The sequence below is a fragment of the Methylophaga sp. UBA2012 genome (genome assembly GCF_002335235.1).
GTDB lineage: Bacteria > Pseudomonadota > Gammaproteobacteria > Nitrosococcales > Methylophagaceae > Methylophaga > Methylophaga thalassica.
Genome location: NZ_DDCG01000019.1, coordinates 141,530 through 164,366 on the forward strand (window position 1 = coordinate 141,530; position 22,837 = coordinate 164,366).

The 22,837-nt window shown below is 44.4% G+C and carries 21 protein-coding genes; 11 read left to right on the forward strand and 10 right to left on the reverse strand.

Going from position 1 to position 22,837, the window contains the following annotated elements:
• Window positions 1-3 precede the first annotated feature (3 nt).
• The 10 genes from nuoG to fusA all read left to right on the forward strand — a co-directional run bounded on the left by nuoG (window position 4) and on the right by fusA (window position 12,324).
• A complete protein-coding gene (nuoG, locus tag B2248_RS13820; RefSeq protein ID WP_273180000.1) occupies window positions 4-2,343 on the forward strand; it encodes an NADH-quinone oxidoreductase subunit NuoG in 2,340 nt (779 codons plus the stop codon).
• The gene (nuoH, locus tag B2248_RS13825; protein ID WP_273180004.1) at window positions 2,340-3,398 is read left to right on the forward strand and encodes an NADH-quinone oxidoreductase subunit NuoH; all 1,059 of its coding nucleotides are present in this window, start codon (window positions 2,340-2,342) and stop codon (window positions 3,396-3,398) included. The genes nuoG and nuoH overlap by 4 nt, the downstream gene beginning before the upstream one ends.
• On the forward strand, window positions 3,395-3,886 hold the full coding sequence (nuoI, locus tag B2248_RS13830) for an NADH-quinone oxidoreductase subunit NuoI (protein WP_007146553.1): 492 nt from the start codon (window positions 3,395-3,397) through the stop codon (window positions 3,884-3,886). Before nuoH ends, nuoI begins: the two co-directional genes overlap by 4 nt.
• Before the next feature lie 12 nt (window positions 3,887-3,898).
• Complete coding sequence (locus B2248_RS13835; protein WP_273180008.1) at window positions 3,899-4,495, forward strand: NADH-quinone oxidoreductase subunit J; 597 nt, start codon at window positions 3,899-3,901, stop codon at window positions 4,493-4,495.
• Window positions 4,492-4,797 carry an NADH-quinone oxidoreductase subunit NuoK gene (nuoK, locus tag B2248_RS13840; RefSeq protein WP_040576605.1) on the forward strand — a complete coding sequence of 102 codons (306 nt, stop codon included), beginning with the start codon at window positions 4,492-4,494 and terminating at the stop codon, window positions 4,795-4,797. The genes B2248_RS13835 and nuoK overlap by 4 nt, the downstream gene beginning before the upstream one ends.
• Before the next feature lie 3 nt (window positions 4,798-4,800).
• A complete protein-coding gene (nuoL, locus tag B2248_RS13845) occupies window positions 4,801-6,747 on the forward strand; it encodes an NADH-quinone oxidoreductase subunit L (RefSeq protein WP_273180011.1) in 1,947 nt (648 codons plus the stop codon).
• 20 nt (window positions 6,748-6,767) lie between these two features.
• Window positions 6,768-8,279 carry an NADH-quinone oxidoreductase subunit M gene (locus tag B2248_RS13850; protein WP_273180013.1) on the forward strand — a complete coding sequence of 504 codons (1,512 nt, stop codon included), beginning with the start codon at window positions 6,768-6,770 and terminating at the stop codon, window positions 8,277-8,279.
• Window positions 8,280-8,293: 14 nt separating this feature from the next.
• Window positions 8,294-9,727, forward strand: coding sequence for an NADH-quinone oxidoreductase subunit NuoN (nuoN, locus tag B2248_RS13855; RefSeq protein WP_273180015.1), 1,434 nt, complete (start codon window positions 8,294-8,296; stop codon window positions 9,725-9,727).
• 8 nt (window positions 9,728-9,735) lie between these two features.
• Window positions 9,736-10,038 carry a DUF2818 family protein gene (locus B2248_RS13860; protein WP_273180017.1) on the forward strand — a complete coding sequence of 101 codons (303 nt, stop codon included), beginning with the start codon at window positions 9,736-9,738 and terminating at the stop codon, window positions 10,036-10,038.
• A 195-nt stretch (window positions 10,039-10,233) separates the two neighbouring features.
• A complete protein-coding gene (fusA, locus tag B2248_RS13865; RefSeq protein WP_273180019.1) occupies window positions 10,234-12,324 on the forward strand; it encodes an elongation factor G in 2,091 nt (696 codons plus the stop codon).
• Window positions 12,325-12,387: 63 nt separating this feature from the next.
• On the opposite strand, the gene B2248_RS13870 is transcribed toward fusA, so the two are convergent.
• From B2248_RS13870 to rluD, 9 genes are all read right to left on the reverse strand, one after another.
• Window positions 12,388-13,761, reverse strand: a complete 1,374-nt coding sequence (locus B2248_RS13870; protein WP_007146545.1) for a PFL family protein — start codon at window positions 13,759-13,761, stop codon at window positions 12,388-12,390.
• 39 nt (window positions 13,762-13,800) lie between these two features.
• Entirely contained in the window at window positions 13,801-14,367 is a 567-nt protein-coding gene (locus tag B2248_RS13875) for a glycine cleavage system protein R (protein WP_273180022.1), read from the reverse strand.
• A gap of 153 nt (window positions 14,368-14,520) precedes the next feature.
• Window positions 14,521-14,679, reverse strand: a complete 159-nt coding sequence (locus B2248_RS13880; RefSeq protein WP_007146542.1) for a YqaE/Pmp3 family membrane protein — start codon at window positions 14,677-14,679, stop codon at window positions 14,521-14,523.
• Between the two features lie 34 nt (window positions 14,680-14,713).
• Window positions 14,714-15,172, reverse strand: a complete 459-nt coding sequence (locus tag B2248_RS13885) for a DUF4112 domain-containing protein (protein WP_273180024.1) — start codon at window positions 15,170-15,172, stop codon at window positions 14,714-14,716.
• A complete protein-coding gene (locus B2248_RS13890; RefSeq protein ID WP_273180027.1) occupies window positions 15,169-16,077 on the reverse strand; it encodes a diacylglycerol/lipid kinase family protein in 909 nt (302 codons plus the stop codon). Before B2248_RS13890 ends, B2248_RS13885 begins: the two co-directional genes overlap by 4 nt.
• Entirely contained in the window at window positions 16,067-16,861 is a 795-nt protein-coding gene (locus B2248_RS13895; protein ID WP_273180030.1) for a metallophosphoesterase family protein, read from the reverse strand. The genes B2248_RS13890 and B2248_RS13895 overlap by 11 nt, the downstream gene beginning before the upstream one ends.
• A 26-nt stretch (window positions 16,862-16,887) precedes the next feature.
• Entirely contained in the window at window positions 16,888-19,002 is a 2,115-nt protein-coding gene (mdoH, locus tag B2248_RS13900; RefSeq protein WP_007146538.1) for a glucans biosynthesis glucosyltransferase MdoH, read from the reverse strand.
• Window positions 19,002-20,555 (reverse strand): glucan biosynthesis protein G, encoded by a 1,554-nt coding sequence (locus tag B2248_RS13905; RefSeq protein ID WP_273180221.1) that lies wholly within the window; start codon window positions 20,553-20,555, stop codon window positions 19,002-19,004. The genes mdoH and B2248_RS13905 overlap by 1 nt, the downstream gene beginning before the upstream one ends.
• A 127-nt stretch (window positions 20,556-20,682) precedes the next feature.
• Entirely contained in the window at window positions 20,683-21,645 is a 963-nt protein-coding gene (rluD, locus tag B2248_RS13910; RefSeq protein ID WP_273180033.1) for a 23S rRNA pseudouridine(1911/1915/1917) synthase RluD, read from the reverse strand.
• Between the two features lie 72 nt (window positions 21,646-21,717).
• Between rluD and B2248_RS13915 the strand changes: the two genes are divergently transcribed.
• Window positions 21,718-22,014: a c-type cytochrome gene (locus B2248_RS13915; RefSeq protein ID WP_273180035.1), complete on the forward strand. Its 297-nt coding sequence runs from the start codon at window positions 21,718-21,720 to the stop codon at window positions 22,012-22,014.
• Here B2248_RS13915 and mutM read toward each other — a convergent pair whose 3' ends face one another.
• Entirely contained in the window at window positions 22,015-22,833 is an 819-nt protein-coding gene (gene mutM, locus B2248_RS13920; RefSeq protein ID WP_273180037.1) for a bifunctional DNA-formamidopyrimidine glycosylase/DNA-(apurinic or apyrimidinic site) lyase, read from the reverse strand. It lies immediately after the preceding gene.
• Between the last annotated feature and the right edge of the window lie 4 nt (window positions 22,834-22,837).

Sequence of the window (22,837 nt, forward strand, 5' to 3'; positions counted from 1 at the left end):
GACATGGTTAATATCGAAATCGACGGTATTCCGCTGAAAGTGGATTCAACAAAAATGATTATTCAGGCTGCTGATGAGGCGGGCATTGATATTCCACGTTTTTGTTATCACAAAAAGCTGTCGATAGCGGCGAACTGCCGGATGTGTCTGGTTGAAGTTGATAAATCCCGTAAAGCGTTGCCAGCGTGTGCGACTCCCGTTACGGAAGGCATGAAGGTGTTTACTCATTCCAAAGTCGCGGTCAATGCTCAACGCAGTGTAATGGAATTTTTGCTGATTAATCATCCGCTGGATTGCCCTATCTGTGATCAGGGTGGTGAATGCGAGTTGCAAGATCTTTCCATGGGGTATGGCGAAGGCGTTAGCCGCTTTACAGAAGGCAAACGTGTTGTCAAAGACAAAGATATTGGGCCTTTGATTCGTACCGATATGACACGCTGCATTCATTGCACTCGTTGCGTTCGCTTTGGTGTGGAAATCGCTGGCGTTAAAGAGCTTGGGGCAACTGGGCGTGGCGAACATATGGAAATCGGTACCTATGTCGAGCACAGTCTGGTTTCAGAGCTGTCCGGCAATATTATCGATCTCTGTCCTGTGGGTGCCTTAACCTCAAAACCGTTTCGTTATAAGGCGCGTGCCTGGGAAATGAAAGCCCATCCTTCTATCGCACCTCATGATGCCATTGGTTCCAATATTGAGCTGCATGTCAGACAAAATGATGTGATGCGTGTGGTGCCAAGAGATAACGAGTCTATCAATGAGGCCTGGTTATCAGATAGAGACAGGTTCTCCTATCAAGGCTTGGCACATTCAAAGCGACTCACTGATCCGATGATTAAGGTGGAGGGTGACTGGCAGGTGGTTGACTGGCAAACCGCGCTGGAAGCAGCGGTAAAAGGTTTGCAAACCGTTATTAACAAACATGGAACAGAAGAGGTGGGTGGCTTAATTTCCCCGACAGCGACCCTGGAAGAAGCGTTTCTTTTTCAGAAATGGTTACGGGGGTTAGGTGTTGAGAATATTGACCATCGCCTGCGTCAACAGGATTTTTCAGATCATCCAGAACAGTATCCTCTGAATAATTGGACATTGGCAGAAGTGCAGGAAAGTGATGCTGTTGTCTTAATTGGCAGCAATATCCGGGCTGAACAACCTATCCTTGCTCATCGGATAAGACAGGCGGCCTTGGCTGGAGCGGCAGTAACTAATATCAATTTTTTCCTGACCGATATGCTGATGCCGGTTGAGTATGAAATGGCTGTTGATATCAATGCGATGCTCACAACATTAGCTGGTATTGCCAAAGTCTTATCGTCAATTGCCAATGACACTGATGATGAGTGGCAGGCTTTGTATCCGGAACGTACGCCCAGTGCGTTTGAGCAAAATGTGGCAATGCAATTATCCAATGCCACTACCGCAACACTTATTGTAGGAGATTTAGCCAATCACCATCCCAATGCAGCGAAAATTCGTGCTCTAGTGCATAAGATTGCCGAGTTATCTGGCAGCCGTTGTGTTGTGATGCCATCAGCCAATAGTCAGGCTCATTTGATTGCCAATACGCTACCCGGTGGTGCAGCTAAGAATAGTCTGCAAATGTGGCAACAGAGTCTGCGGGCTTATGTGCTGATGGACTTTGATGCATTACAGGATACTGCGGTGCCAGCAATAGCCAAGCAGGCATTAAAACGTGCTAGTTTTGTGGTGGGGCTGCATAGTTTTGACAGTGAATTTTTAAGACAAACGGCCGATGTGATATTACCCACGGCCTGTTTTACTGAAACATCGGGCACGTTTGTCGGAATGGATAAACAATGGCAGCAGTTTGCTGGTGCTGTTGCTCCCAGAGGTGATAGTCGGCCTGGTTGGAAAATTCTGCGTGTACTGGGCAATGTCAGCCAAATACAAGGATTTGACTATATTTCATCACAGGATGTAGTGGATGAGATTCGACAAAGCCAGTCTGAGATGCAGGCGAAGACGGTTTCAGCTTATATTCCTGATTCATTGACGGCAGAATCAGAGTTGATGATGATTTCTGAAGTGCCAATGTATCGGACTGATGTTTTACTAAGACACAGTGACGCATTACAAAAAACGCCTGAAACTCAGCGTGCCCAGTTTGCCCGTATCAACAGAAAAGAAGCAGAAAAATGGGGGTTGAACCATCAAACGCCGTTGACGCTGACACAAGAAGACAAAGTGGTACGCTTACCATTAGAGATTGATGACAATATTGCAGATGGCTGCGTGTATGTCGCCGCCACTACAGATGCGGCTAACCGCTTAGTCAGCTTATTTGGTCAGGTCTCTGTTTCTCAAAGTGAGGCAGCCACATGATCGATATGTTTTTACAGGATATCTTGCCGAATCTGCTGAAGATCTTATTAATTATTGTGCCTTTAATGTTGTCAGTTGCTTATCTGACTTACGCCGAGCGTAAAGTGATTGGTTATATACAAACGCGGATTGGTCCTAACAGAGTCGGTCCATGGGGATTATTACAACCGATAGCAGATGGCCTGAAACTGTTACTTAAAGAAGTCATTTTCCCAGCGAAATCCAATTTATATTTGTTTCTGATAGCGCCTGTTTTGGCGATTGGTCCGGCGCTGGCGGCCTGGGCGGTAATGCCGTTTGATGATGGCATGGTGTTGGCTGACATTGATGCTGGTCTTCTGTACATCTTAGCGATCACCTCAATGAGTGTGTATGGCGTAGTGGTGGCAGGTTGGGCATCTAATTCTCGTTATGCCTTTTTAGGCGCATTACGCAGCGCGGCACAAGTGGTGTCGTATGAAATTGCTATGGGATTTGCTTTGGTCGGTGTACTCATTGCGGCTGGCAGTCTCAATCTTGGTGAGATTGTGCTGGCTCAGCAAGGTGGCTTCTGGCACTGGTATTTCATACCGCTGTTTCCGTTGTTTATTGTTTATTTTATCTCTGGGGTGGCAGAAACCAACCGTGCTCCGTTTGATATTGCTGAAGGGGAATCTGAAATCGTCGCCGGTTTCCATGTGGAATATTCCGGGATGGCGTTTGCTATTTTTTTCCTCGCTGAATACGCCGATATGATTTTGATTTCCATGCTGGCTGCGACGCTATTTATGGGCGGCTGGTTATCACCGTTTGATGGTATCCCTGTGTTGGAAACGGCTTTTGCCTGGGTACCTGGTTTGGTGTGGTTATTAGCAAAAACCGCCATATTCTTGTTTATGTATCTGTGGTTTCGAGCAACATTTCCGCGTTATCGTTATGACCAGATTATGCGTTTGGGCTGGAAAATATTTATCCCGGTGACACTTGTTTGGTTGGTGATTGTATCGACGGCTCAAGTGCTGGATATCGGGCCTTGGTTCACAGAAAGTGCAGTATTAACTGCGGGAGGGGGATGATGTCAGGTCTCCGTCATTTTTTTAAGAGCTTTTTATTGTGGGAGCTCATTCAGGGACTTCGTTTAACTGGGCGTTATTTATTTGCTGGTAAGGTGACGGTTCAATACCCTGAAGAAAAAACACCTCAGTCACCCCGTTTCAGAGGACTTCATGCATTAAGGCGTTACCCGAATGGGGAGGAACGCTGTATTGGCTGTAAATTATGTGAGGCTGTATGTCCGGCATTAGCCATTACTATCGAAACCGAGCCCAGGGATGACGGCAGTCGTCGCACCACACGTTACGATATTGATTTGTTTAAATGTATTTATTGTGGGTTTTGTGAAGAGTCCTGTCCGGTCGATTCCATCGTCGAAACTCGTCATTTTGAGTTTCACTTTGAAAATCGAGGCGAACAAATTATGACTAAAGATAAATTACTGGCAATAGGGGATAAGTATGAGCCAGAGATTGCTGCAGATCGTGCGGCTGATGCACCATATCGTTAGGATGACTGACTAGTGGAAAGCATTATCTTTTATACCTTTGCGGCTATTTTATTGTTTGCTGCAACGATGGTGATAACAGTACGTAACCCTGTGCGGGCATCGTTATTTCTGGTGTTAGCCTTTTTCACCAGTGCTGGTATCTGGCTAATGCTAGAAGCAGAGTTCCTTGCCATTAGTCTGGTCCTTGTCTACGTGGGGGCGGTCTTGGTGCTGTTTCTCTTTGTCGTGATGATGCTGGATATTGATCTGGCTCCACTCAAAGAAGGTTTCACGCGTTATTTACCACTCGGCATTATTGTGGCGGCGTTGATTGTGGTGGAGATGATTGCTGTGTTGAATGCCCCACAATTCAATATTAGCGCCGCTGCAGCGACTGATGCCAGCAATACCAAAATGTTGGGACGTTTGCTGTATACCGTTTATGTGTATCCGTTTGAAATTGCCTCTGTCATTTTAACGGTTGCCATTGTGGCGGCCATCACACTGACATTGCGTGAACACCACCGTAAATTGCAGGATCCGGCTAAACAGGTGACAGTTAAATCGACAGATCGGCTCAGAATGGTGGATCTTCGGCAAAAACAGCAAGGAGAGAGGAGAGAGCCATGATGGTGTTATCTGACTATCTTATTCTCGCTGCCATATTGTTCAGCTTGTCTTTAGCGGGCATTTTTTTGAATCGTAAAAACATCATTATTTTATTGATGTGTATTGAATTGATGCTGTTAGCGGTAAATCTTAACTTTATTGCTTTTTCGCACTTTCTGGGAGACCCCGCTGGTCAGGTGTTTGTGTTCTTTATCTTAACGGTGGCAGCAGCGGAAGCGGCTATTGGTCTGGCCATTTTGGTGGTTTTATTCCGTAATCTCAGCACCATCAATGTGTCTGACCTTGATAGGTTAAAGGGGTAACGAATGCCACAGAGCTTGCTGCTTGCCATTGTCATCGCGCCTTTGTTTGGCAGTATCGCTGCAGGTTTGTTTGGTCGCCATTTGGGGCGAAGCTGGACGCATCGGATTACTATTTTTTCTGTAGGCGTTGCTTTCTTTTTATCTGCCTGGGTACTGAAGCTCGTTACTGTTGATGGGCTGACTTATAACGGTATGGTTTATCAATGGTTACAGGCTGGCTCATTGCAGCTAGAAGTCGGTTTTATGATTGATAGCTTAAGTGCCGTAATGATGACCGTGGTGACCTTTGTTTCGCTGATGGTGCATATATATACCATTGGTTATATGCACGATGACGATGGTTATTGTCGTTTCTTTAGTTATATCTCGTTGTTTACTTTTGCCATGCTGATGTTAGTGATGGCGAATAACTTCATGCAGTTATTTTTTGGTTGGGAAGCCGTAGGGCTGGTGTCGTATCTGTTAATTGGTTTTTGGTATAAAAAACCGACGGCAATTTACGCCAATTTGAAAGCCTTTCTGGTCAATCGAGTAGGGGACTTTGGTTTTTTACTGGGTATTGCTGCTGTACTGATGTATGCCGGCAGTCTGGATTATCTGGCGGTGTTTCAACAAGCGCCATATATGGCAGAACAAACTATCAGTATATTTCCAGATACAAGCTGGTCGGTGATGACGCTGACCTGCATTTTGTTATTTATCGGCGCTATGGGTAAATCAGCACAGGTGCCTTTACATGTGTGGTTGCCTGATTCAATGGAAGGCCCGACTCCTATCTCAGCTTTGATTCATGCGGCGACTATGGTGACGGCTGGTATTTTCATGGTGGCGCGTATGTCACCTTTGTTTGAGCTTTCAGAAACGGCATTGTCATTTGTACTGATTATTGGCGCCATTACTGCCTTTTTTATGGGGCTGCTGGGGTTAGTTCAAAACGACATTAAGCGTGTTATCGCTTATTCGACCTTGTCACAATTAGGTTATATGACGGTGGCATTAGGTGTGTCAGCCTATGCCGCTGGTGTCTTCCATCTGTTGACGCATGCTTTTTTCAAAGCCTTACTTTTCTTGGCGGCAGGTTCGGTGATTATCGCTATGCATCATGAGCAGGATATGCGCAAGATGGGCGGGCTGAAAAAGTATATGCCGATAACTTACTGGACCAGTCTTATTGGTTCTTTGGCATTGATCGGTTTCCCTGGTTTTGCCGGATTCTTTTCTAAAGATGCCATCATTGAGGCTGTCCATGCTTCGAATATACCTGGTCATGGCTTTGCCTATTTTTCTGTGTTATCTGGCGTATTAATCACATCCCTTTATAGTTTCCGCCTGTTTTTTATGGTGTTCCATGGTAAGCCACGATTTAACACTGAGCACGGACATCAGCCTAAGGAGTCGCCATGGGTGGTCACCTTACCATTGATACTGCTGGCAATCCCTTCGGTTATTGCTGGTTACTGGATCGGTAGCGTGGTCTATGGTGAGTTTTTTGCGGATGCTATTTATGTGGCAGCGGCTCATGAAATTCTGGCTGAGCAGGCAATAGAGTTTCATGGTGTGTTGAGCTTTATATTGCACGGCCTCACAGCGGTTCCGTTCTGGTTGGCAATGGCGGGCATCGTGATAGCCTGGTTTTTATATTTACGGCGACCTGATTTACCGGCTTTTTTACAGAATAAAGGTCAGTTTATTTATCGAATCCTGATCAATAAATATGGTTTTGATGACTTTAATCAGACGGTGATTGCTGGTGGCTCCCGTCAACTAGGTCAGCTTTTATGGCGAGTTGGTGATCGTATGTTGATTGATGGTGCCTTGGTGAATGGTTCAGCCAAGACGGTGGCATGGTGTTCACGTTTAGCCAGACAGATACAGACTGGCTATTTGTATCACTATGCCTTTGCAATGATTATTGGTGTGGGCCTGTTACTCACCTTTTTTGTAGCATGACAGGGACGGAATAGAAAACCATGCTGACACAACTCCCATTGTTAAGTCTGATTATCTGGTTACCCATTGCTGCGGGCTTGTTATGTCTGTTTTTGAATGATCGGGTATGCCTGAGTAAATGGCTCGCGGTGGGGACAGCGTCACTGACTATTTTATTATCCATCGCGCTGTATATCGGTTTTGACAATACCTCATATCAAATGCAGTTTGAGGAGTTGCATCCCTGGATTGCGACGTTTGCTATTAATTATCATCTTGGTATTGATGGGTTTTCTTTACCATTAATCATTTTAACAACGATTTCGACATTGCTGGTTGTAGTGGCAGGATGGCGTGTCATTGAATATCGCTTAAATCATTACCTGGCAGCCTTTTTGATTATGGAAGGTTTGATGCTGGCGGTATTTTCAGCATTGGATGCCATATTGTTTTATGTGTTTTTTGAAGCCATGCTGATTCCATTGTTTTTGATTATCGGCATCTGGGGTGGGCCGAATCGCGTCTATGCCACGATCAAATTCTTTTTGTATACGTTTTTTGGTTCGGTGTTTTTATTAATTGCTCTGCTGTATTTACATCATGTTGCAGGCAGTTTTTCATTGTTGGATTATCATGCGGTTACTTTATCCATGACAGAGCAAACCTGGCTATTTTTTGCCTTTTTGATTGCATTTGCAGTCAAAGTACCCATGTGGCCAGTGCATACCTGGTTACCAGATGCACACGTTGAAGCCCCTACCGGCGGTTCAGTCATTTTGGCGGCTATTACCCTAAAGATTGGCGGTTATGGTTTTATCCGATTCGCCTTACCTATTACACCAGACGCCAGCATGGTTTTTGACTGGTTATTGATTACTTTGTCATTGATTGCTGTGGTTTATATTGGCTTTGTGGCACTGGTACAGTCGGACCTGAAAAAATTAATCGCCTATTCGAGTATTGCTCATATGGGCTTTGTGACGCTGGGCTTATTTATTGTTTTCAGAATATTTTTCAACTCAGCAACAGGTAGTGGTGCAGTGCTGGCGGTAGAGGGTGCCATGGTGCAGATGGTGTCACATGGCTTTATTTCCGCAGCGATGTTTCTGGCTGTCGGTGTGTTGTATGACCGGATGCATACCCGTGAAATTAGTGCCTATGGTGGTGTTATTAATACCATGCCGACATTCACGGCGTTTGCGGTATTTTTTGCCATGGCAAATGCCGGTCTTCCAGGCACTTCAGGTTTTGTGGGTGAGTTTATGGTGATTCTGGCTGCTTTTCAGGCGAATTTCTGGTTTGCTTTTCTGGCGGCGACAACCTTAATTCTTGGTGCCGCCTATACCTTGTGGATGGTGAAACGGGTCTTTTGGGGTGAAGTGGCCAATCAACACGTTGCTGAACTGGAAGATATTAATACGCGTGAATTTATGCTGTTAGCGAGTTTAGCGGTGATTGTTTTAGTGTTAGGTCTGTGGCCTGATCCATTGTTAGACGTGATGCACGCTTCTGTTGAAAATTTATTAACACAAGTGTCTCAATCCAAGCTCTAAAAGGACAACTGATAATGAACTACCAAGTGCCAAATATGTTGTTTGCATTACCTGAAATGGTCATGCTGGCAATGGCTTGTGTTGTCTTATTATTTGTTGCTTTTACTGGCAGTAGAAAAGTGAGTTGGGTCTATGGGCTCAGCCAGTTAAGTTTACTTGCTGTATTGATTATCCTGGTTTCTTCCTGGGGCGAAGCCGGAAAGACCTTTTCCGACACCTATGTCAAAGATGGCCTGAGTGATGTATTAAAAATAGCTATCTGTCTGGTGAATATGTGTGTCTTGTTATATTCCGTTGAATATTTACGAGCACGTCAATTACTTCAAGGCGAGTTTTATGTCTTAGCCTTGTTCGCCACGCTGGGAATGTTCGTTATGGTGTCGGCGAATCACTTTCTGACCTTGTATTTAGGACTGGAGTTATTGTCCTTGTGTCTTTATGCCATGGTGGCAATGCATCGTGATTCGGCGATTGCCACTGAAGCAGCGATGAAATATTTCATCCTCGGTGCAATTGCTTCGGGAATGTTGTTATATGGCATGTCTATTATCTATGGCATTACAGGAAGCTTGATGTTGCAGGATATTGCTGCAGCTGTGTATTCATCGTCCAGCAATGACACAATCCTAAGCTTTGCACTGGTTTTTATTATTATTGGTATCGGCTTTAAGTTTGGCGCGGTGCCGTTTCATATGTGGTTACCGGATGTTTATCATGGTGCACCGACAGCGATGACGCTTTTTATTGCTGCAGCACCTAAAATTGCTGCTTTTGCTTTGTTGATTCGATTATTAGTCGATGGACTGATAGACTTACAAAGCTATTGGCAACCGATGCTGATGTTGATGGCTGTTTTATCGATGATAATCGGTAATGTCGTAGCTATCGCTCAGACCAATATTAAACGCATGCTGGCGTATTCTACGATTTCTCATGTCGGTTTTTTATTGATGGGTGTACTTGCCGGTACGGAAGCAGGTTATGCCGCTTCGATGTTTTATACCTTGGTATATGCCCTCATGACATTAGGCAGTTTTGGTGTGATTCTGTTGATGAGCCGTTACGGCTTTGAAGCAGATAATATTGATGACTTTAAAGGATTGAGCAAACAACATCCGTGGTTGGCTTTGTTAATGCTGATTTTGATGTTTTCAATGGCAGGCATACCACCATTAGCAGGTTTTTATGCCAAATTAGGTGTAGTTAAAGCGGTGGTAGATGCAGATATGTTAGCCGTTGCATTGGTTGCGGTGGTGATGTCAGTGATCGGTGCTTTTTATTATTTACGTGTCATAAAAGTCATGTATTTTGATGATGCCGAACATCATCATGAAGCGAATACCTCTGGTTCAGCTGGTTTTGTATTGAGCATTAATACTTTATTGGTGCTAGCACTGGGGATATTTCCAGGATTATTAATGTCGGTTTGTTCTACCGTTTTTTCTTAGGAAACAACATGTCTATTTGGCTTATGTTAGGGCTGTTTTTTATATTGGCAAATCTACCGTGGATAGGTGAACGTGTGTTTTTTGTTTATGCACTGGAACAAAAATCAAACTGGATTCGGTTAGTTGAATTAGTCGTGTATTTTTTTATCAGCCTGCTTATCGGTATAGCTTTTGAAATCCGCTTTTCCGGAGATGTTTACTCTCAAGGTTGGGAATTTTTTGTGACAGTGCTGAGTTTGTTTTTGGTGCTGTCGGTACCAGGGGTCGTATATCGTTATCAATGGGTACCGATGCAACACAGGTTTAAATAACCTCTATAGATTCCGCAAATGATTTAACATCACGCTGTCATTACCAGATAGTAGATTTATTGAATGGCGACATAGCAGTCTTTGTCGCTTTTTTACTTATAAATGTGTGCATATACAAAGATTCTAGTTTAGAATTGGCGGGTTTAACTCCGTGTAAATGCACGAATTGTTCATTTAAATAATAGAGACAGGATTATGGCTTCTGATTTATCCAAGTACAGAAATATAGGTATCTTCGCCCACGTTGATGCGGGTAAAACCACAACAACTGAGCGTATCCTGAAACTGACCGGTAAAATTCATAAAACTGGTGAGGTTCACGAAGGTGAATCAACTATGGACTTCATGGATCAGGAAGCTGAACGTGGTATTACCATTCAGTCTGCTGCTACCACGTGTGCATGGAAAGGTTACCGCTTAAACGTTATTGATACACCGGGACACGTTGACTTCACTATCGAAGTATATCGTTCATTAAAAGTACTTGACGGTGGTATTGGTGTTTTCTGTGGTAGTGGTGGTGTTGAGCCTCAATCAGAAACTAACTGGCGTTATGCTAACGAATCAGAAGTATCTCGTCTGATCTACGTTAACAAACTTGACCGTATGGGTGCAGACTTCTACCGTGTTGTTAAGCAAGTTGAAGACGTTCTTGCTGCCACACCTCTAGTTATGGTGCTGCCAATCGGTATCGAAGATGAGTTCAAAGGTGTTGTTGACCTGTTAACGCGTAAAGCATGGTACTGGCCTGACGAAAAAGATCCTGAAAACTACAGCATCGAAGAGCCACCTGCAGAGATGGCTGACCAGATTGAAGAATGGCGTGAAAAACTCATTGAAACTGCGGTTGAGCAGGACGATGATTTGATGGAAAAATACCTGGAAGGTGAAGAACCTTCTATTGATGAACTGAAAAAATGTATCCGTAAAGGGACATTAGAATTAGCGTTCTTCCCAACTTACTGCGGTAGCTCGTTCAAAAACAAAGGTCTTCAATTAGTACTAGATGCTGTTGTTGATTACCTGCCTGATCCAACCGAAGTGGATCCACAACCAGAAGTCGATTTAGAAGGTAACGAAACTGGTAAAGTCGCTACAGTTGATATTAACGGTCCATTACGTGCATTGGCATTCAAAATTATGGATGACCGTTTTGGTGCGCTGACCTTCGTACGTGTTTACTCTGGTGAAATTCGTAAAGGTGACACAATTCTGAATACCTTCACAGGTAAAACAGAACGTGTTGGTCGTATGGTGGAAATGCATGCGAATGATCGTAATGAATTAGATTATGCTCATGCGGGTGATATCATCGCTATCGTAGGTATGAAAGACGTTCAAACAGGTCATACCTTATGTGATCCTAAAAACGCTGCGACACTTGAACCAATGGTCTTCCCAGATCCTGTTATCTCAATCGCGATTGCACCTAAAGATAAAGGTGCAGCAGAGAAACTAGGTATTGCTCTGGGTAAAATGATCAAAGAAGATCCTTCATTCCGTGTTGAAACCGATGAAGATAGTGGCGAAACCATCATGAAAGGTATGGGTGAGCTTCACTTAGACATTAAAGTCGACATCCTGAAACGTACACATAATGTTGACGTTATCGTGGGTGAACCTCAAGTGGCTTATCGTGAAACTATCACTCAACGTGTTGAAGATAGCTACACGCATAAGAAACAATCAGGTGGTTCTGGTCAGTTTGGTCGTATCGATTACATCATTGAACCAGGTGAGCCAGGTAGTGGTTTTGAGTTCACATCTACCGTTACTGGTGGTACTGTTCCTCGTGAATTCTGGCCTGCTGTTGAAGGCGGCTTCAAGAAAATGATGGGTAAAGGTGTATTAGCCGGTTTCCCATTACTTGACGTTAAAGTGACTTTATTTGATGGTTCGTTCCACGCCGTTGACTCATCTGCCATCGCGTTTGAATTAGCTGCAATGGGTGGTTTCCGTCAATCTATTCCTAAAGCGGGTCCTCAGTTACTTGAGCCGATCATGAAAGTTGACGTGTTCACACCAGAAGATAATGTCGGTGACGTTATTGGTGACTTAAACCGTCGTCGCGGTATGATCAAATCTCAGGACGCAGGTGCAACAGGCGTTCGTATTAAAGCTGAAGTACCTCTGAGTGAAATGTTTGGTTACATCGGTTCACTACGTACAATGACATCTGGTCGTGGTCAGTTCTCTATGGAGTTCTTACACTACATGCCATGTCCACGTAACGTAGCTGACGAAGTTATCAAAGAAACAAAAGAGCGTGAAGCTGCTAAGAAATAAGTCATTATTTCTAGAGAAAATAAAAAAGGGCTGATTTATCAGCCCTTTTTTTATGCCTTAGATTTAGTTAACTAGACTTTGTATCGGAGATGGAATACGTCCACCGAGTCGAACAAAGCGGTTCTCATGGCTACCCATGTTAACAGCCATGACAGGGCCCTCACCTAATAAACCACCATAAACAACATGATCACCGGCTTTCTTGCCTGGTGCAGGAATCAGACGCGCTGCTGTGGTTTTTTTGTTGATAACACCAATGGCCATTTCATCAGCAATAATGGCTGAAATCATCTCTGCAGAGGTGTCACCAGGTATAGCGACCATATCCAAGCCAACAGAACATACGGCCGTCATGGCTTCCAGTTTTTCCAGTGATAATGTGCCATTCACTGCGGAATCGGCAATCGTCAAATCTTCACAAACCGGAATAAAGGCGCCACTGAGTCCGCCGACGTGTGAACTGGCAAACGCACCACCTTTTTTGACAGCATCATTCAACATCGATAAAAAGGCCGTACTACCAGGTGCGCCTATCGCAGGTAAACCGATAGCCTCAAAAATTTCACCGACGCTATCGTTTTTATTCGGCGTAGGGGCGAGTGAAAGGTCAACAATACCAAAGGGTAACCCTAATAATTGAGCGACTTCACGGCCAACTAATTCGCCCGCTCTTGTTAGGCGCGCTGCTGTCTGTTTAATCACATCTGCGGCACGACTTAAGTCCATGCCGTCTTCTTCTTCAAGAGCACGTTCCAGGGCCGCTTTGACCACACCTGGGCCACTAACACCGACACTGACAACGGCATCAGCTTCACCAATGCCAAGATAAGCACCGGCCATGAATGGCACGTCTTGCGGGATATTGGCAAACACAACCAGTTTTGCTGCTGCCAGGCCATCGTCTTTTGCTGTCATCTCAGCGGCTTGTTTGATGATGACGCCCATATCTTTGATGGCATCCATATTGATACCGGCACGAGTGCTGGCGACATTGACTGAAGAGCAGACGCGCTGGCTTTCAGTTAATGCTTGTGGAATAGCATTGATGAGTGCTCTGTCACCATGTGTCATGCCTTTTTCCACTAGAGCGGTGAAGCCACCGATAAAGTCGATACCTAATTCCGAGGCAGCTTTATCAAGCGTGAGCGCAATCTCCACCATTTGATCAGAGTTAAAGGGAGCAGCCACCACACCGATGGGGCTGATAGAGATACGTTTATTAGCTACTTCGATACCGTAGCGTCTTTCAATACGGTTACAAGTACTGACAAGGTTGCCGGCGATACGGGTGATTTTGTCGTAGATTTTGCGTTTAAAAGTATTAATGTCATCACTGACACAATCAGCAAGACTGATCCCTACAGTCACAGTACGTAAATCCAGATTTTCTTCACGTACCATTTGTAAGGTAGAAATAATGTCTTTGGGATTAATCATTTTATGTCCTGATATGAACGGGTAAGAATATAACGGCGATTAATTAAGTATATTGCTCACGGAATCAAAAATTTTACGATGTTGCACGCTGACTTCCAGATCCAGTCGTTGTGAGATTTCAGCTAGCGCATCACGTAAATCATTCATGATCGTGGCTTTAGGTACATCAATTTCAAATACCATTAAATTATCCATAGGGTTTTTACCCCCTTTGAAAATGGCTTGCATATTGGTGATATTCACACCGTGTTTAAACAGTTGTCCAGCCACCTCAGCCACAATGCCCTGACGATCCGGCCCAATAACCGTGACAATATAGGGTTGAACCTCAGGTTTATTTTGATACCAGTCTGATGCTTTTTCATTCCATGGATGTACACGGATGAATAGTCCCATCTTGTTACAGGCGTTTTCTAATGCTGTTTGCAGTTCTTCAGCTTTTTCATGATGCGGAACATCAACAAGTAATAACGCACCAAAAACAGAGTTGAGCAGAGTTTGACTCAAATTCTCAATATTGCCATTGCGCTGATTAATCACATCTGCAATAACGGCCATGATTCCGGGTTGATCACTTCCCAGAACAGAAATTAATACTTTATTCATTTTTCACCTTAGAGAGGTTTGCAGGATCTAGCGTTATATGATCGCAACATTATTGATCATAGACAAATACAAAAATGCCGGGATGAGTCCCGGCATCAAAAAATTTTCGATTTTGACGTGATGCCTTGATTACAAAAGGCATCATACTCGGTATTAACGCTTGGCAATGATCCATACTGCGTGAACAATACCTGGAATATAGCCGAGAATAGTTAGCAGGATATTTAGCCAGAAAGCACCACCGAAGCCGACTTGTAAGAATACGCCAAGCGGTGGTAACAAAATAGCAATCAGAATTCGTATTAAGTCCATAATAACTCCCTTTTATTGATAGTTGTTTTTCTTACTATGATTGAAACAATGCCGTCCAGATTAAGCTGATAATCCAGCCGACAAAGGCTACCGCCAGGCCAATCATGGTGATTAAGATAAGAATAATAGCGATATTTTCCAGCAGTGTTTTACGATATACCTGCCGGGGTTGCTGCTCATACTCGCTGAGTAGAGCGACATTTCTCCGGTTAGCTTTCCAGACAAAATCAAAGACATCACCAATGACCGGAATAGCACCTAGTGTGGTATCAATTAACATATTGATAGCCATTTTTAACAGAATCGTTTTTGGTGCACCTAGCTGATGAGCCTGATAAATAATCACACTAGAAAGCAGGCCACCAATAAAGTCACCAAAGCCAGGAATAAGACCTAGAAATCCGTCAGCGCCGATTTTATAGCCACCGGGTAAGGTGATCGATTCATCTAAAAACCAACTAAGTCGGTGTATAAACCGTGTTCGATTACTCATGCATCTCCATCCTTCGCATCTGGAACAACAACATTCAGGCTATCGCGTTTGAAACGATAGTGTAATGGTGGTTTGAGTTTGATTAACTCCCCATCAACAGCGACAGTAAGCCATTTCTTACGTGAACGCAGGGTCACTTTCACCTCGTCAATAATGGCATTATCGACAAGCTTTGCTTTTTTTAAGGGATCAATTCCCATTAACATCGCACTAAAAATGAGTTTGATAGCTGACCAGCTACTGTTGCAGCGAATAACAATAAGGTGCAGACCTTCACGGCCACCAGCTTTAACTTGTCCTGCTGATGGGATTTGAAGATCGCGTTCACCGACGCCAACAAACACCAGAGGCGTTTTGATTTTTTGTTCATTCAGAATAATGTGAGTATGGCGAAAATGGTAGAGTCTTCTGATACCTGCCAATATGCTGGCCATCATATATCGCATCTTTCGTTCCAGATACTCACGGGTGCGAACAAAAGTCACATAAGCGCCAACAGAGCTTGTGTTGAGAAATATCTGATCATTAACATAAGCGACATGTGTGCTAACCACTTTACCATGAATAGCCAGTTCGATGGCTAAAGAGGTGTCGGTCGGAATGGATAAGCGCTGGGCAAAATGGTTGAGCGTGCCACCTGGAATAATGGCCAGTTCAGTTTCAGTACCGGTGATTATCCCAGCAGCTAATGCCAGCGTACCATCACCGCCTGATACGATAATGCGTTTATGACCATCATCAATGGCATGTTGAATAGCCGTTTGCATATCGCTGGCAGATAAGCTGTGGAGAGTAATGCTGTCATGTGCTGTTAAGCTCTTTATAACGGCTTCAGCACTACCTGCGTGTTTATTCACAAAAACCGGTATTTTGGTTTCGGGCCTTGCGTTTTGATTAGGCTTCATGCCATCGCCCGTTTTTACGATGAAAAGCCTGTGACTGAGATAACTGAAATTCACCTTGCTGCCAATGGTGACGGGCAATAGTCAAACGGTTTTTATCACCTTGAATCATGTTAAAACTATTTGGCGTATCGGGTAGAAGTCTATCTGATGTGGTGGTGCCAGCATGAGAGATGATCATGCCGTCAAGCACGTGACAATAATCAATATGTACATGACCACTGAGTATTAAATCAAGACCAGTGCCTTTAAATGATGCTAACGCTTCATCGCGACCGCCGATGAGATGCCTGGCTTCATATTGCGGAGGTAGCCAGAAAGGGTGGTGTGCCACAAGCAGTTGAAGTTGGTGCTGCGGTGCATGACTCATCTGCTGTGTAATTTGTTGTATTTGTGAAGGACTGATTCGCCCTCTGGACCAATCCATATAAAAACCGGCTTTTCTGGCAGTGTTAATACCCATAAGCTGATAGTTTTCTGTTGAAAACTGGGGCTCTAAATCAGACTGAATCCACTTTTTCCAATTACGCCATGGACAGATAAATCGCTCGACAACTCGGAATGTACTGAGATCATGATTGCCGGGAACGATAAAATAAGGTGTATTGAGTGAGCTAAGAAAGTCAGCGGCTTGCTGATATTCTTTGGCTGTTGCACGCTGGGTCAGATCACCACTAATGATAATCATCTCGGGTGCTAAAACACGAATACTACGTTCTAAGCCTTCTAAAACATCAGTCAGAATACGTCCAAAGTGTAGGTCGGATATATGTAAAAGAGTTGTCATAGAAGGCTAACTACTAGCTTGTCGGTTTAGTCATGATGTTTGACCAGGCCATGTGTTTTGAGTTGTTTCACGGCTGACTCTTGTGAGAGTAAGGCAATCAACTCAACGGGTTCTAATGTCTTCTCCAGTTGTTGCAGAGAGGAGGCATGTCGAATTTTCCATTCGGCCGTTACTGTTGGTGCATGGAATTCGTCAGGCTTTGGCGCATCAATTAACGGTAACTGAGCCAGATGCCATTTACAGAGTCCGGCATGTTGATCCAGACAAATAAGCGGAGTATCAATAGGCTCTTGTTTAGGCGTGTTGTTAATCTGTTCAAGTAGGCTTTTGACAATGGCGCTAGGGCGTTTTTCTTCTGGTGCCCTTAGGAAGCCGAAAATCGTAAAGGGTCTCGCCCGTTTTGCTCCTCCACTTAACCATGAAAGAGGAATAGACAGCATCAGTCCACCGGATATGGGTAACAGCCAATAAAACATTTCGATGCTTAAGCCGTAAGAAATACCTGCCAGGATAAAACCAAACAAGGTATGGCCGCGGTGGGCACGGGTAACTTGTCCTAAACTCAGGGCACCATCATCTCGCGACTGAGGGTTCCAGCCACTGTCTTTGCCCATAAGGATATGACAGACAACACCAAACTGAGCAACCATCAGAATAGGCGCATAGAGTGCCGACATTAACGTTTCAAAAAGCGTACTCAGGGTTAATAAAATTGGTCCGCCAAATTGTCTGCAACGGCGCCAATTCACCAAAGCAGCAAACCAGCCAAACAGTTTTGGTGCCAGAACAATCGCCATAGACACAATAAACAGCTCCAGTGCACGTTCAGCATCAAATACTGGCCAGATAGGGAACAGTGACGGGTTTGCAAAATATTCGGGGCGAACTAACTGAGCCTGAACAGCAATGGCCAAACCGACCATGATTAACGATAACCAGAGCACAGCGCTGAGGTAGGACATCATGCCAGAGAAAATATGCAGTCTGGTTGGAAATGCCAGATCATGCGCAAGCAGAATGCGCCCATGCTGTAAGTTACCCTGACACCAGCGTCTGTCACGCACAATCACATCGGTTAATGACGGAGGTGCTTCTTCATAAGAGTGTTGAATATCGGTATCAAATCTGACGCCCCAGCCTGCACGTCGAAGCAGCGCTGCTTCTATAAAGTCATGACTGAGGATATGACCACCAAAAGGGGCTTTACCGGGTAATATCGGTAATGAGCATGATTCAGCAAACGCTTGAGTGCGAATAATGGCGTTGTGACCCCAAAAGTTGGAAGACAATCCATGCCATGCGGCCAGGCCTTCAGCGTAAATAGGACCGAAACAGTGATTGGCAAATTGTTGTAACTTGCCATACAGGCTACTGGCGCTAATTAAAGTGGGTAGCGTCTGGATTAATCCAACACCGGGCGCTGCTGCCAGTCTGCGAGATAATGTGAGCATGCTTTGTGCACTCATCAGGCTATCTGCATCCAGCACGATCATCGCTTCATATGCACCACCCCAGTTAGTGACCCAATGCGCAATATTACCGGCCTTACGCTCCTGATTATTCGCACGGCGGCGATAATAAACCGGGCAGTTTTCATCCTGCGTTTCAAATAATTCAATAAACGCTTTTTCTTCTGCCAGCCAGGCATTAGCTTGATTCGTGTCACTTAATATAAAAAAAGCATATTTACCGGGTGCCTGTTTTAATAAATCTTCACGCATGGCTTTTATTGCTGCCACAATTCGGCCGGGTTCTTCTTTATAGACGGGAAATAAAATGGCCGTTTTGAATGCGGGGTCTGTCTCGGCTTTTTTAATAAGGCGTGGTTTGAGATTAATTAAAAACCCCAATAAAGCCTGCGAGAAAGCAAATGATATCCAGATAAAGTTCAGACTGAACAAAAACAAAAACACCCACTGTAATGACGTAATGCTATTGGTGCTGAGCACGCCATGCATTTCGATAATACCGTAGCTCGATAAGCCAACCGTGACCAATAAAATAAATAACCGTGAAAAAACAGTACTTAATGAATAAAAAAAGGAGACTGAATTTTGACGTAAGGCTTGACCGCGTTCATTAACACGGTGACGTGGCATATCTAGTGGTGCGCGTTCAGGTAAAACTTTATGTGCTTTCATTATTCGCCTGTAAATAGACCTGGCTTAATCCAACGATATAGCCATGTTTCGCTGATAGGGATATTTTTATTCATTAATTGCAATCGTAATTCGGCAACATCTGCATTTTCCGGGTTGAAGGTCAAAAACACACGAGCACCGTCGATATTAGGGTTAGCTATCAGCTTTGTTTTAACAACTTTTCCATGATTGCTGGATGCATTAATGCTCAGCGTTTTCAATTGTTCGGCACTAATGTGACTAAAATCGATAATCATCACTCTGTTGCCATCTTCTGACGATTGTCCTTTGGTACTGCGCACAATCTTTGTTTTGCCGGGCATTGGATTGATATCGTTTAACCAGATAAGACGGTAGTTGTAACTAAAGGTCTGGCCTTTTTTTAATCCGCCTTCCGGGCGCCAGTAAGCCACAATATTGTCGTTGCTATCCGCATTAGAAGGGATTTCAAATAGTTGAACCTGACCCTTACCCCAGTCTTCAATAGGCTCTACCCATAAAGAAGGGCGAAGTTCATAATGTGCTTCTAAATCCTGATAATTCACAAACTGACGATCACGCTGAATCAGTCCAAATCCTTTGGTGTGTTCATCCATAAAGCCACTGATCTGCAGTGAGCTGGGATTATTCAGGGGGCGCCATAAATGTTCGTTATTCCCTGTGGTGATGGCCAATGCTTGTGAATTATGCACTTCTGGCCGGTAATCCGTTGATTTCGCAGGCACCATCCCGCCATGTAAGAACATTGAGGTCAGCGGTGCTAGACCAATATGTGGGATATCAGCACGTGGAAATAAAGTAACTTTGACATCCATATGGGTGGGATCATCAGGATAAATCCCAAAACGGTATGCGCCGGTGACACTTTTACTATTAAGTAGGGCATGAACAACGATCGCTTTTTGCTCTCTGCCTGGACGTTCTATCCAGAAGTGAGTGAACGTAGGGTGTTCTTCACCTTTGGGCTCTGCTACATCAATGGCTAAACCTCTGGCTGAAATACCGTAAAGCTGACCTTTTGAGACGGCTCTGAAATAGCTGGCACCCTGAAAAATAATGAACTCATTTTTATCCTGACTATTATTAAGCGGGTAGTGCAGACGGAATCCAGCATACTTCCCTACTTGAGCAAGCGCCTTGGCTATTTCTGGATTAGGTACTTTGAAGGAAGATTCGGTGACATTAATTGGTACACTTTTTCCACTTTCCACAATATCAATATTCACCAGGTTCTTGTATAAAAAACCGGGAGCAAATAGTTGGATAGAAAAGGGGGAGGGTGTGTTACCCCAAATAGCGGCATGTTGCTGGAAGCGAATTTTCTGATAGGTCTCGGCATCCAGGCGGGTAAGTGAAATGGGCGCTTGTTTAGGAAGCTTATAGGGCTCCTTAGCTAATTTTTTGGCTAAATCAAGCACTGTTTGATGACTGAACTTTGCGTCTTTGACATTCTCAGCTGATGCCAGGCTGGACAGGCTAAAGAAAAGCAAAAAAGCATACAATCCTGCTTTAATGAGAGCAGATAGAGATGGATATAGATGATTCACAGTCATCACGCTGTATTGTCTCCTTGATGAGATAATCTGAATACTAATGGCGTACCAACTGATGTATGAATTGACTCATGACCGTGAAGTATTGTCCACGACAGAGAATTCAATGCAATGTCATAGGTTAAAGTCAGTCAATCATTTCTGCATCAGCTGCCAGAGCATCCACCAACTGTTGCATATCATCAGGTAAATCGATTTGCCATGACACTTCTTCGCCAGTCGTTGGATGGATAAAGCCAAGTAAACCGGCATGTAACGCTTGTCTGCGGAAATTCTGAATGACTTCTCGGCAAGACTCGGTCATGCCTTTTGCCTGTTTAAATCGGCCCCCGTAAACCGGATCTCCTAAAAGAGGGTGTCGGATATGAGCCATGTGTACGCGGATCTGATGGGTGCGACCGGTTTCAAGCTTGCACTTAATCAAGGTATGCGCACGATAACGTTGTTCAACACGATAGTGGGTCACTGAAGGTTTCCCTGTTGCGCTGACTGCCATTCTTTTGCGATCAATACTATGACGACCAATTGCTTCATCAACAGTTCCTCCGGCGGTGAAAACACCACAGGCGACAGCCAGATATTCACGTTTAACGCTACGAGCCTGAAGCTGGGAAACCAGTGAGTTATGCGCAGTTAAGGTTTTGGCGATCATCAATAAGCCGGTTGTGGCTTTATCGATTCGATGCACGATGCCGGCACGAGGAATATTGGCCAGTTGTGGCGCATGGGCTAATAACGCATTGACCAGCGTGCCTTGGTGATTTCCAGCGCCGGGGTGTACGACCATACCGGCTGGTTTATTGATAATGATGACATCGTCATCTTCGTAGATGATATCTAAAGCAATTGTTTCAGCCAGCCAGCTTTCATCCTGGACTTGCAGTTCTGTACCGATAGTGACTTTCTCACCACCCTGAATACTTTCCTTAGGTTTAAGTAACTGCCCATTGACCAGCACATCACCGGCTTTAAGCCACTTTGTCAGTTGTCCGCGTGAATATTCGGGAAACATTTTGGCGAGCGCCTGATCGATGCGCATACCCATCAATTCATCCGGAATGATATCTTCTAATTGAATTTTTTCTGACATGGAAACTTAGCTGATGATTAAAGCGACATTATAACGTAGGCTTATAACTGGCGTTGGATTATGGAGACAAAAATGCGTTTTTCTCATTTTATGGTAGCTGGGATCATGTTGATTTCAATTCATACTGCACAGGCTGAACCCCGTAATGTCGCGTTATTGGCATCTGCATGTGCTGTTTGTCATGGTACCAATGGTCATAGTCAGGGAGGAACACCTAGCCTCGCTGGCTTAAACAAAAATTATTTTGTTCAGCAAATGCTGGCTTTCAAGCATGGGCAGCGAGAGGCGACTGTGATGACACAGCATGCTTCTGGCTATACTGAGGAAGAGATTCGTTTGCTGGCGCAGTATTTTTCCGAGCAAAAATAATCAGTGAGGCTGACATTGGGGGCAGAAATAAGTAGCTCTTTGCGCTTGTCTGATACTGTTTATCGGGGTGTGGCAGCGTAAGCAGGCTTGCCCTTCCCGTCCATAGACATGGAGTTCTTGTGCGAAATATCCCGGATTGCCATCACTTTTTCTGAAATCACGTAAGGTTGTTCCTCCTGCGAGCAAGGCTTTTTCCAATACTTTTTTGATGGCATCGACTAATTCAGCAAGTTGTTTTTTGCTGATCTTACCGGCAGCAGTACTCGGGTGAATGCCCGCCATAAAGAGGGCTTCATTAGCATAGATATTGCCGACGCCAACCACCACTTCACCATTCATGATAAATGTTTTTATAGGGCTGGTCCGACTTTTGGCACGCTGATGAAGATAGTTAAGATCAAAGGCATCTGACAAAGGCTCTGGCCCTAAATGGGCAATGAGTGGATGGTATTCATATGATTTCTCTGTCCATAAAACGGCACCGAAGCGGCGTGGGTCGGTAAACCTCAACACGTAACCGTTGTGAAAAAAGATATCGACATGATCATGTTTATTGATGTTGTCATCATTATCGAGCACACGTAAACGTCCGGACATACCTAGATGGATTATCAAGGTGCCGGTGTCACAGTGTAAGAGTAAATATTTTGCTCGGCGCTCAATTGTGTGCACAGTTTGATCTTTTACGATGGATTCCAGCCCTTCAGGAATCGGCCAGCGTAATCCGCGATGACGCACCACCATTTTGGTAATGGACTGGTTTTCAATAAAGGGCTGAATACCACGCCGAGTGGTTTCTACTTCAGGTAGTTCAGGCATAGTC

Bases quoted from the DNA above. Each gene is read 5' to 3' on its own strand.
- nuoG (WP_273180000.1), top strand. From the start codon at position 4: ATGGTTAATATCGAAATCGACGGTATTCCGCTGAAAGTGGATTCAACA.
- nuoH (WP_273180004.1), top strand. From the start codon at position 2,340: ATGATCGATATGTTTTTACAGGATATCTTGCCGAATCTGCTGAAGATC.
- nuoI (WP_007146553.1), top strand. From the start codon at position 3,395: ATGATGTCAGGTCTCCGTCATTTTTTTAAGAGCTTTTTATTGTGGGAG.
- nuoK (WP_040576605.1), top strand. From the start codon at position 4,492: ATGATGGTGTTATCTGACTATCTTATTCTCGCTGCCATATTGTTCAGC.
- nuoL (WP_273180011.1), top strand. From the start codon at position 4,801: ATGCCACAGAGCTTGCTGCTTGCCATTGTCATCGCGCCTTTGTTTGGC.
- B2248_RS13850 (WP_273180013.1), top strand. From the start codon at position 6,768: ATGCTGACACAACTCCCATTGTTAAGTCTGATTATCTGGTTACCCATT.
- nuoN (WP_273180015.1), top strand. From the start codon at position 8,294: ATGAACTACCAAGTGCCAAATATGTTGTTTGCATTACCTGAAATGGTC.
- B2248_RS13860 (WP_273180017.1), top strand. From the start codon at position 9,736: ATGTCTATTTGGCTTATGTTAGGGCTGTTTTTTATATTGGCAAATCTA.
- fusA (WP_273180019.1), top strand. From the start codon at position 10,234: ATGGCTTCTGATTTATCCAAGTACAGAAATATAGGTATCTTCGCCCAC.
- B2248_RS13870 (WP_007146545.1), bottom strand. From the start codon at position 13,761: ATGATTAATCCCAAAGACATTATTTCTACCTTACAAATGGTACGTGAA.
- B2248_RS13875 (WP_273180022.1), bottom strand. From the start codon at position 14,367: ATGAATAAAGTATTAATTTCTGTTCTGGGAAGTGATCAACCCGGAATC.
- B2248_RS13880 (WP_007146542.1), bottom strand. From the start codon at position 14,679: ATGGACTTAATACGAATTCTGATTGCTATTTTGTTACCACCGCTTGGC.
- B2248_RS13885 (WP_273180024.1), bottom strand. From the start codon at position 15,172: ATGAGTAATCGAACACGGTTTATACACCGACTTAGTTGGTTTTTAGAT.
- B2248_RS13890 (WP_273180027.1), bottom strand. From the start codon at position 16,077: ATGAAGCCTAATCAAAACGCAAGGCCCGAAACCAAAATACCGGTTTTT.
- B2248_RS13895 (WP_273180030.1), bottom strand. From the start codon at position 16,861: ATGACAACTCTTTTACATATATCCGACCTACACTTTGGACGTATTCTG.
- mdoH (WP_007146538.1), bottom strand. From the start codon at position 19,002: ATGAAAGCACATAAAGTTTTACCTGAACGCGCACCACTAGATATGCCA.
- B2248_RS13905 (WP_273180221.1), bottom strand. From the start codon at position 20,555: ATGACTGTGAATCATCTATATCCATCTCTATCTGCTCTCATTAAAGCA.
- rluD (WP_273180033.1), bottom strand. From the start codon at position 21,645: ATGTCAGAAAAAATTCAATTAGAAGATATCATTCCGGATGAATTGATG.
- B2248_RS13915 (WP_273180035.1), top strand. From the start codon at position 21,718: ATGCGTTTTTCTCATTTTATGGTAGCTGGGATCATGTTGATTTCAATT.
- mutM (WP_273180037.1), bottom strand. From the start codon at position 22,833: ATGCCTGAACTACCTGAAGTAGAAACCACTCGGCGTGGTATTCAGCCC.